The 223-nt window shown below is 63.2% G+C and carries 1 protein-coding gene; it reads right to left on the reverse strand.

What is annotated here, in order from left to right; genetic code table 11:
- Positions 1-223, reverse strand: a 223-nt coding sequence (locus ACXAH3_RS16530; protein WP_474863374.1) for a hypothetical protein, incomplete at both ends; no start/stop codon positions are given.

Genomic DNA, 223 nt, shown 5'->3' on the forward strand with positions numbered 1-223 from the left:
CGTGATCGAACCCGCAGCAGGTGTCGGAGCCGTGCCCGGCGTCAGCGTGATATCTGCAGGATCAACAGCCGCGCCATTCAGCGTGTCTGTATCCAGAACCGACGGGGTGTCGCCACCCGCAAAGCCGTTCACAGCTGCTGGCGTGTCGTCGATGGCGTCGATCGGGGCTGGGTCCACTACGACCGTCGCTGTGGCCGTATCACAGTTCGTCCCGTTCAAGTTC

This window comes from Aliiroseovarius sp. ABM4_368 (assembly GCF_056161205.1).